Origin of the sequence: uncultured Oscillibacter sp., assembly GCF_910584465.1 — a bacterium.
In the GTDB taxonomy this organism is placed as follows: domain Bacteria; phylum Bacillota; class Clostridia; order Oscillospirales; family Oscillospiraceae; genus Oscillibacter.
Genome location: NZ_CAJUBK010000032.1, coordinates 19129 through 27426, shown reverse-complemented (window position 1 = coordinate 27426; position 8298 = coordinate 19129). Strand labels below are relative to the sequence as shown.

The window sequence follows — 8298 nt, the reverse complement described above, 5'->3', positions numbered from 1 at the left end:
AACTTCTTGTTCTCTTCGTCCATCTTGATCTCGCCGCAGCCGGAGACGCAGCACTTGCCCATGCCGCGGGCCACGACGGCCGCGTGGGAAGTCATGCCGCCGCGGACGGTCAGGATGCCCTGGGCGGCCTTCATGCCCTCGATGTCCTCGGGAGAGGTCTCCAGGCGGACCAGGACCACCTTCTCGCCCCGGGCGGCCCAGTCCTTGGCATCCTCGGCGGAGAAGACGACCTTGCCGCAGGCGGCTCCCGGGGAAGCGCCCAGCGCGTGGCCGGCCACGGGGGCGGCCTTCAGGGCCTCGGCGTCGAACTGGGGATGCAGCAGCGTGTCCAGGGACCGGGGCTCGATCATGGCCACGGCCTTCTTCTCGTCGATCATGCCCTCGTCCACCAGGTCGCAGGCGATCTTCAGCGCGGCGGCGGGGGTGCGCTTGCCGTTGCGGGTCTGGAGCATGTACAGCTTGCCCGCCTCGACGGTGAACTCCATGTCCTGCATGTCGCGGTAGTGGTCCTCCAGGATCTTGCAGACCTTCTCGAACTGGGCGAACGCCTCGGGGAACTTGTCGGCCATCTCCTGGATGGGCATGGGGGTGCGGACGCCGGCGACGACGTCCTCGCCCTGGGCGTTGTTCAGGAACTCACCGAAGAGCTTCTTCTCGCCGGTGGCGGGGTTGCGGGTGAAGGCCACGCCGGTGCCGCAGTCGTCGCCCATGTTGCCGAAGGCCATGGACTGGACGTTGACGGCGGTGCCCCAGGAGTAGGGGATGTCGTTGTCCCGGCGGTAGACGTTGGCGCGGGGGTTGTCCCAGGAGCGGAACACGGCCTTGATGGCGCCCATCAGCTGCTCCTTGGGGTCGGCGGGGAAGTCGGAGCCGATCTTGGTCTTGTACTCGGCCTTGAACTGGCCGGCCAGCTCCTTCAGGTCGTCGGCGGTGAGCTCCACGTCCTGCGTGACGCCCTTCTTCTCCTTCATCTGGTCGATGAGCTGCTCGAAGTACTTCTTGCCCACCTCCATGACCACGTCGGAGTACATCTGGATGAAGCGGCGGTAGCAGTCCCAGGCCCAGCGGGGGTTATTGGACTGCTTGGCGATGACCTCCACCACCTCCTCGTTGAGGCCGAGGTTCAGGATGGTGTCCATCATGCCGGGCATGGAGGCCCGGGCGCCGGAGCGGACGGAGACCAGCAGGGGGTTCTCCAGATCGCCGAACTTCTTGCCGGTGATCTCCTCCATCTTGGTGATATACTCCATGATCTCGGCCATGATGTCCTCGTTGATCTTCTGGCCATCCTCGTAATACTGGGTGCATGCCTCGGTGGTGATGGTGAAGCCCTGGGGGACGGGCAGGCCGATATTGGTCATCTCAGCCAGGTTCGCGCCCTTGCCGCCCAGCAGCTCACGCATGTTGGCGTTGCCTTCGGTGAACAGGTAGCAGTACTTTTTGCTCATTTTCATTCCTCCGTTGTTCTTTGCCCTTGCCGGGCGGCGGACAGCCGTCCGTTTGGCAAACGTTTGCCTAAATGCCTTTCTATTATAATCGTTCATTTTCTGGAAAGCAATACATAAATAGCATAAGAAATGGAGGGTCATTTGAAACGATCTGCCCAAAATCCCTAATGCCGGTCAGGACGCGCCCTCCCTGGCGCGGTCCAGCCGCTCCCGGAGCTTCCCGTTCACGGCGGACAGCGCGTCGAAGGTCCCGTAAAGCGCGTCGACATACCGCCGCCGGCTCTCGCCGGACAGGCAGCTGTCCCGCGAGAACGCGCCCAGGCCGTCCGCGATCACGGCGATCAGCCCGATGCCGCCCGTCAGCTCCGTCTGGATGTCTTCGATCTCCATCAAGATCTCCATGTCCATAAAGATCCTCCTTGATTTCTCCCGGAGGATGTGGCATAATGGATTTGCCAAGCCTTCGGGAGTGGTTGATAGGGACAGCTCGCGGCTTTGGTTCAAGTGTGGCGGGCTGTTCCTATTTTTCGTCCAGTGCGGCCTTGACCATCGCGATGCCCTTGTTGATCACGTCCGTCCGGGTCACTTGGAGCCTTTCCGCACACTCACGGAGCGTTTTGTCCTGCTCCTCTGTCATCCGGATCTCGAACCGAACGCTTTTGGGATCGTCTATGGGCGGCCGCCCTCTCGGCCGGGACATCGTTGCACCTCCTTTTTGTCCGTACGATAATAATATAACGTACGGGCAAAAAAGTCAAGAAAAATTTTTCGAGAGGCCGCCTTGGGGACGCCTGCGCTCTCCGCATCCCTGCCGAACGCTGTCCCCGCTCCCTCCTCCGCACGAGTAAGTTCTGCTTACCTCTCCTGCACCTATCCTATACAGGTACAGGTATCATTTGTTTGTCAAGGGGGTGCCCCATGTTCTCCAAAGAAAAATTCTCAGCCCGCCTCGTCGCGCTGCGGACAGGACGGAACGTGACTGCCCGGGCCCTGGCCGAGGCGGTCGGCCTTTCCCGGCCGGCCATAAGCCGGTTCGAGCACGGCGTGGACTATCCGCATGTGAACACCCTCGCCGCCCTGGCGGACTACTTCGACGTGACGCTGGACTACCTGGCGGGCCGCTCCGACGATCCCCAGAGGCGCTGAGCCGCGCCCCATCGGGACCGGCGGGCCCCGGTCCGTCCGGACGTGTGCAGGGGCCCCATTTGTCTGGTTGACTTTTCTCCCGGTTTGTCCCATAATGGGAGGGAGAATCTGATCGCGGGAGGTCCCACCTATGAAAACCATCCTCGGCATCGACATCGGCGGCACCACGACCAAGATCGTGGGCCTCGACCATAGCGGCGCCCTCCTCTCCACCCTCCGGGTCCAAGCCGAAGACCCCCTCACCAGCCTCTACGGCGCCTTCGGCAGCTACCTCGCCAAGAACGGGCTGGCCCTCGCCGACATCGGCCGGGTCGTCCTCACCGGCGTGGGCGCCTCCCATGTGGACGGCGCCATCTACGGCCTGCCCACCTGCAAGGTGGACGAGTTCTCCGCCAGCGGCACCGGCGCCCTGGCCATGTCCGGCCAGCAAAGGGCCGTCGTCGCCACCATGGGCACCGGCACCGCCTTCCTCTGGGCCGAGCGGGGCAAAGGCGTGCGCCACCTCTGCGGCAGCGGCATCGGCGGCGGCACCTTGGGCGGGCTGTGCCGGAAGCTGGTGGACATGGAGCGCTTCGGCCAGATCAAGAAGCTGGCCGAGCAGGGCGACCTGGGGAAGGTCGACCTGACCATCCGGGACATCTCCCCGGACCCCGCCGCCACCCTGGACCCCACCCTCACCGCCGCCAACTTCGGCAACCTGGCGGAGGACGCCGCGCCCGCGGACCTCGCCGCCGGGGCGGTGAACCTGGTGCTCCAGGCCATCGGCACCATGACGGTGCTGGCCTGCCGGTGCTGCGGCTGCGATACCGTGGTCCTCACCGGCTCCGTCACCACGCTGTCCCAGGCGAAGCCCAACTTCGAGGATTTCCAGCGGCTCTACGGCATCCGCTACATCATCCCGGAGCGGGCCACCTTCGCCACGGCCATCGGCGCGGGGCTGTACAGCCTCGAGCAGAGGGCGGAGGCGTGACGGACCTGGAGGCCCTGCGCCTGGCGGAGGCGTTCCTCTCCCAAAAGCCGGCGGCCCTGCCGGGGGCCATGGCCTTCCTGCGGGGGGCGCTGGAGCGCTGGCCGGACACGCAGATCGTCACGCAGAAGTCCCAGGTGGGCCTCCGGGGCCCCCGGCCCTTCTGCGCCCTGACCCTGCCGGGGAACCGGGTCAAGGGCCATCCCACGCCCGGGGCGGTGCTGTCGCTGTTCCTCTCCCGGCCCCTGGAGACGGACCGGCTGATCCTGGCGGTGGAGGCCTATCCGGGCCGCTTCACCAACCATCTGGTCCTCCCGGGGCCGGAGGGGCTCGACGAAGACCTTTGGACCTGGACCGCCGAGGCAAGGCGGACCCGGTGCGGGAATAAATGACAGAAGGAGCGCATCCTCATGAAACTTTCTCTGGTCATCATGGCGGCGGGCCTGGGCTCCCGTTACGGCGGGGACAAGCAGGTGGACGGCATCGGGCCCCACGGCGAGATCTTGATGGAATACTCCATCCACGACGCCCTGCGGGCGGGCTTCAGCAAGGTCGTCTTCATCATCAAGCCCGAGATGCGGGAGATGATGGACCGCCTGGTCGGCTACCTGACCGGGAAGACCGCCCTGGACGGCAGTCCGGTGGAGGTCCGCTACGCCTATCAGGACTTCTCCTCCATCCCCGCCTTCTATGCCATCCCCGCCGGGCGGGTCCGGCCCTTCGGCACGGTCCATGCCCTGCTCTGCGCCGAGAGCGTGGTGGGAGAGCCCTTCTGCGTCATCAACGCCGACGATTTTTACGGCTTCGACGCCTACCGCTCCATCGCCCAGGAGCTCCGGCGCCTCCCCGGGGAGGGCCAGGCCGCTATGGTGGGCTATCTCCTGAAGAACACCGCCAGCCTCCACGGCACCGTCACCCGGGGGCTGTGCACCCTGCGGGACGGGTTCCTGGAGAGCGTGCAGGAGACCCGGGACATCCAGCTCTATCCCGACGGCTCCCTCCGGGATCTGAGGACGGACCGGGACCTGGACCCGAACGCGGTGGTGTCCATGAACTTCTGGGGCTTCATGCCCTCCGTCTTCCCCATCCTGCGGCAAGATCTCGAGGATTTCCTCCGCGCCGCCGGGGACGACCCCAGGGCCGAGCGCCTCCTCCCCGACATGGTGGACCGGGAGCTCCGGGAGGGCCGCATGAAGGTGTCCGTCCTCTCCTCCGCCGGGCAGTGGTTCGGCATGACCTACCGGCAGGACCGGGAGTCCGTGGCCCAGTCCCTGCGGCGGCTCCACGAGAGCGGCGAGTACCCGCAGAGCCTCCGGGACTGAGAGCGGCATGATCGGCGGACGCTCCGCATAGGTCCTATGGTACAGGGGAGGCCGCGGAGCTCCGGCGTCAAAATTTCACGATTTGTTTCGACTTTTTTCGACCGTTTTCTGATATGATAGGGAGGGGAGCGGCTTCGGCTGCCGGGATCTCCCGGCGGTCTGGGTCCCCGGCATCCCCGGGATCGCGATAGATGGGAAGGGATCTTTATATGGAGAGGAAACGGAAGCGCCGCCTGCCCGGCGCCGCGGCGGCTTTGGCGGCGGCGGCGCTGCTGCTGACCACCGGCGCGTCCAGCGGCGCGGCGGTGAGCTCCCCGCCGGCGGAAGCGGCGGAGCCGGCGCTGTACAAGGCGGTCCCCGCCGCCGGGATGGACGGCATGACGGCGGCAGGCAAGGGCAAGGCCGTACCGGGAGCGGCCGCGGAGCCGGAGGGGCCTCCCTGTCCCGTGCCCGAGACGGAGGCCGTGGAGGATACATACTTCGAGCGCGCCATCTTCCTGGGGGATTCCCGGACCCAGGGCCTGTTCCTGTACAGCGGCCTGTCGTCCGGATATGAATACACCGCCGTGGGGGCCACGGTGGAGTCCGTGTTCACCAAGAAGAACTATGACCTGGGGAACGGCGAGCAGGTCCCCCTGCTGGACGCCATGGCGGGCCAGGCCTGCGATAAGATCTACATCATGCTGGGCATCAACGAGCTGGGCTGGAGCAAGACCGAGACCTTCCACGACCAATACGCCAAGCTCATCGACCGGGTCCGGGAGGACCATCCGGAGGCCAAGATCGCCCTGCAGTCCATCCCGCCGGTCAGCGCCAAGCAGGACGCGAAGGAGACCTACGTGAACAATGCGCGCATCCGGACCTACAACGGGGTCATCCAGGCCCTGGCGGAGGAGGAGGGATGCTATTTCCTGGACGTGGCGGCGTGCCTCACCGGGGAGGGCGGCGTGCTCCCCGTGGAGCAGACCACCGACGGCGTCCACTTCAACACCGCCGGGTGCCGGACCTGGCTGGGCTATCTGCGGACCCACAGCCTGGAAGCGGGGCCCGCCGCCGCCCGGGAGGCGGCAGAGCGTCCTCCTGACGCCCCCGCGCGCCCAGAGGGGCGGTCCGTCGGCCCCGCCTGACGGGTGAACGAGCCCCCTCACCGCTCCAGCGCGCCGAACAAGCGGCCGGGGCTCCATCAACGGGGACGAGGAGAGTCGCGAGAGGGACCCAGGGAGGGCCCCTCTCGTTTTTACTCACGATCTCCAAGTCCTTATGAAGATCCCGAAGACCTGCTTGGCCTGTCGAAAAAGCTTTTTCGGCAGTGGGACGGCCGCATGATGCTCTCGCATCATGCGGCCGTCTTTTTTCGCCGCCGGCCAGATCTCGCGGGAGGCCGGGCCCCCGGCGCGGCCCGCATGGCGTCCGTCCGCGCTCCCGGGGGCTCAGCGTTTCCGCCGGATGACCGCCTTCACCTCGTCCAGGATATGCTCCGGCGTCAGCTGGAACCGCTCCTGCAGGTATGCCACCGAGCCGACCTCTCCATAGAGGTCCCGGACGCCCACCCGGCCCATGGGCACGGGGACGTTCTCCGCCAGCACTGCCGCGACGGCATCGCCCAGCCCGCCGATCGTGCTGTGGTCCTCCGCGGTGACCACCGCGCCGGTCTTTTGGGCGGAGTCGATGATGATGTCCCGGTCGATCGGCTTGATGGAGAACATGTCCACGACCCGCAGGGAAAGCCCCTCTTCCCGGGCGGCCTCCGCCGCCAGCAGCGCCGCGTCCACCATGATGCCGCAGGCGAAGACGGTCGCGTCGCCGCCCTCCCGCAGCAAAGCGCCCCTGCCGATCTCGAAACCGGAGCCCGGCGCATAAACGGCCTTCGTGCGCTTGCGGGCGGTCCGCAGGTACACCACGCCGGGGATCTCCTTGATCTTCTCCAGCAGATCCTCCGCCATGACGGAATCGGTGGCTTCGACCACCGTCGCCTGGGGGATGGCGCGCATCAGGGCCACATCCTCGAAGGGCATGTGGGTCCCTCCGTTGTAAGCGGAGGTGATGCCCGCGTCCGTCCCGATGATCTTGACGCTGTTCTTCGCGTACCCGACGGAGAGGAACACCTGGTCATAGCAGCGCCTGGTAGCGAAGGCCGCGAAGGAGTGCACGTAGGGGATCCGGCCCATCGCGGAAAGGCCCGCGGCGACTCCGATCATGTTCGCCTCCTGGATCCCGCAGGAGAGGACGTTTCGCGGGTACCGCTCCCGCATCTCCCGGATCCCCAGGGCGTCCATGGTATCGCAGTCCAGATACACCACCCTCGGGTCCTCCTCGATCATCCGGACCAACGTGGAGACGATGGTCTCCCGCACATCCGCGCGTTCATCCTGGTGCGCACCGATCAAATGGAACATACACATGCCTCCTTCAGCCGCTCCGCCTGCTCTTCCAGATAGGCGAGCATCTCATCGCAAAACTCCGGGGAGAGCGCCATATGATGGCAAAACCGCCGGGCCTCCACCGCGGGGATCCCGGCGCCCTTGACGGTGTCCAGCACGATGGCACTGGGCCTCCCCGTCCGCTCCTTGGCCCGCCGGATGGCGTCCAGGACCGCCATATGGTCCGATCCCTTCACCGTGACCGCGTCCCAGCCGAACACGCGGAACTTCTCCTCCAGGCTCCCCAGATCCATGATCTCGGCCAGCGTGCCGTCCAGCTGCTTCTTGTTCCAGTCCACGAACAAGATCAGGCTGTCCAGTCCGTAGTGCGCGGCGAACATGGCCGCCTCCCAGACCTGTCCCTCCTGGCACTCGCCGTCGCCGACGATGCAGTAGACCGTCCGGGCGCTCCCGTCCAGCTTCACCCCCAGCGCCATGCCCGCCGCCTGGGATATCCCCTGCCCCAAGGAGCCGGTGGAGGCGTCGATCCCCGGGGTACGCTCCCGGTCGCAGTGGCTGGGCAGCCGGGTGCCGCCCTCGTTCAGGGTCATCAGCCACTCCTTGGGGAAGAACCCCTTCAGGGCCAGCGCCGCGTAAAGCGCCGGGCCCGCGTGCCCCTTGGAGCAGACCAGTAGGTCCCGCTCCGCCCATCGGGGGTCCTCCGGGTCCACCCTCATGGTCCCGGAATACAGCACGGCCAGCAGGTCCGCTATGGAGAGGGACCCTCCGATGTGCCCGTTGCCCCGGCGGCGGAAGGTGCGGATCAGCTCGGTGCGGATCTCATTGGCGAAAAGTTCCATCTCTTCTTTGCTCTGCATAGGATCGTTCCTCCTCCGATTCGAATGTAAGTCTTTTCATCGGCGCTCCCGGCGGGCGGCGATCCCAACTTAACATGGGGGGATCTTCCCCGTCAATGCATTATCGTAAAAGAAAAATAAGCTGCGGATAGTTGCAAAAGGACCGAACATAGTGCTAGGCCCGGGATTGAAAACGGG

The 8298-nt window shown here is 65.9% G+C and carries 10 protein-coding genes; 5 read left to right on the top strand and 5 right to left on the bottom strand.

From position 1 onward, the window contains the following. The 3 genes from QZ332_RS08705 to QZ332_RS08695 all read right to left on the bottom strand — a co-directional run. Window positions 1-1448: pyruvate, phosphate dikinase (locus QZ332_RS08705; protein WP_295764449.1), on the bottom strand; the 1448-nt coding region annotated here is incomplete at its 3' end. Window positions 1449-1622: 174 nt separating this feature from the next. After that, window positions 1623-1856, bottom strand: a complete 234-nt coding sequence (locus QZ332_RS08700) for a hypothetical protein (protein WP_295764448.1) — start codon at window positions 1854-1856, stop codon at window positions 1623-1625. A 112-nt stretch (window positions 1857-1968) separates the two neighbouring features. Then, window positions 1969-2148 carry a CopG family transcriptional regulator gene (locus tag QZ332_RS08695; RefSeq protein ID WP_295764447.1) on the bottom strand — a complete coding sequence of 60 codons (180 nt, stop codon included), beginning with the start codon at window positions 2146-2148 and terminating at the stop codon, window positions 1969-1971. 218 nt (window positions 2149-2366) lie between these two features. Here QZ332_RS08695 and QZ332_RS08690 point away from each other — a divergent pair, with 218 nt between their 5' ends. The 5 genes from QZ332_RS08690 to QZ332_RS08670 all read left to right on the top strand — a co-directional run bounded on the left by QZ332_RS08690 (window position 2367) and on the right by QZ332_RS08670 (window position 6010). Then, on the top strand, window positions 2367-2594 hold the full coding sequence (locus tag QZ332_RS08690) for a helix-turn-helix domain-containing protein (RefSeq protein WP_295764446.1): 228 nt from the start codon (window positions 2367-2369) through the stop codon (window positions 2592-2594). Between the two features lie 130 nt (window positions 2595-2724). After that, complete coding sequence (locus QZ332_RS08685; protein ID WP_295764444.1) at window positions 2725-3564, top strand: BadF/BadG/BcrA/BcrD ATPase family protein; 840 nt, start codon at window positions 2725-2727, stop codon at window positions 3562-3564. Continuing rightward, complete coding sequence (locus QZ332_RS08680) at window positions 3561-3953, top strand: DUF5655 domain-containing protein (RefSeq protein WP_295764442.1); 393 nt, start codon at window positions 3561-3563, stop codon at window positions 3951-3953. Before QZ332_RS08685 ends, QZ332_RS08680 begins: the two co-directional genes overlap by 4 nt. Before the next feature lie 18 nt (window positions 3954-3971). Beyond that, complete coding sequence (locus QZ332_RS08675; RefSeq protein ID WP_295764441.1) at window positions 3972-4883, top strand: sugar phosphate nucleotidyltransferase; 912 nt, start codon at window positions 3972-3974, stop codon at window positions 4881-4883. Window positions 4884-5092: 209 nt separating this feature from the next. Beyond that, complete coding sequence (locus QZ332_RS08670) at window positions 5093-6010, top strand: GDSL-type esterase/lipase family protein (RefSeq protein WP_295764440.1); 918 nt, start codon at window positions 5093-5095, stop codon at window positions 6008-6010. Between the two features lie 303 nt (window positions 6011-6313). Here QZ332_RS08670 and QZ332_RS08665 read toward each other — a convergent pair whose 3' ends face one another. Together QZ332_RS08665 and QZ332_RS08660 are read right to left on the bottom strand one after the other, a co-directional pair. Then, window positions 6314-7279, bottom strand: a complete 966-nt coding sequence (locus tag QZ332_RS08665) for a transketolase family protein (protein ID WP_295764439.1) — start codon at window positions 7277-7279, stop codon at window positions 6314-6316. After that, the gene (locus QZ332_RS08660) at window positions 7267-8121 is read right to left on the bottom strand and encodes a transketolase (protein ID WP_295764438.1); all 855 of its coding nucleotides are present in this window, start codon (window positions 8119-8121) and stop codon (window positions 7267-7269) included. Before QZ332_RS08660 ends, QZ332_RS08665 begins: the two co-directional genes overlap by 13 nt. Between the last annotated feature and the right edge of the window lie 177 nt (window positions 8122-8298).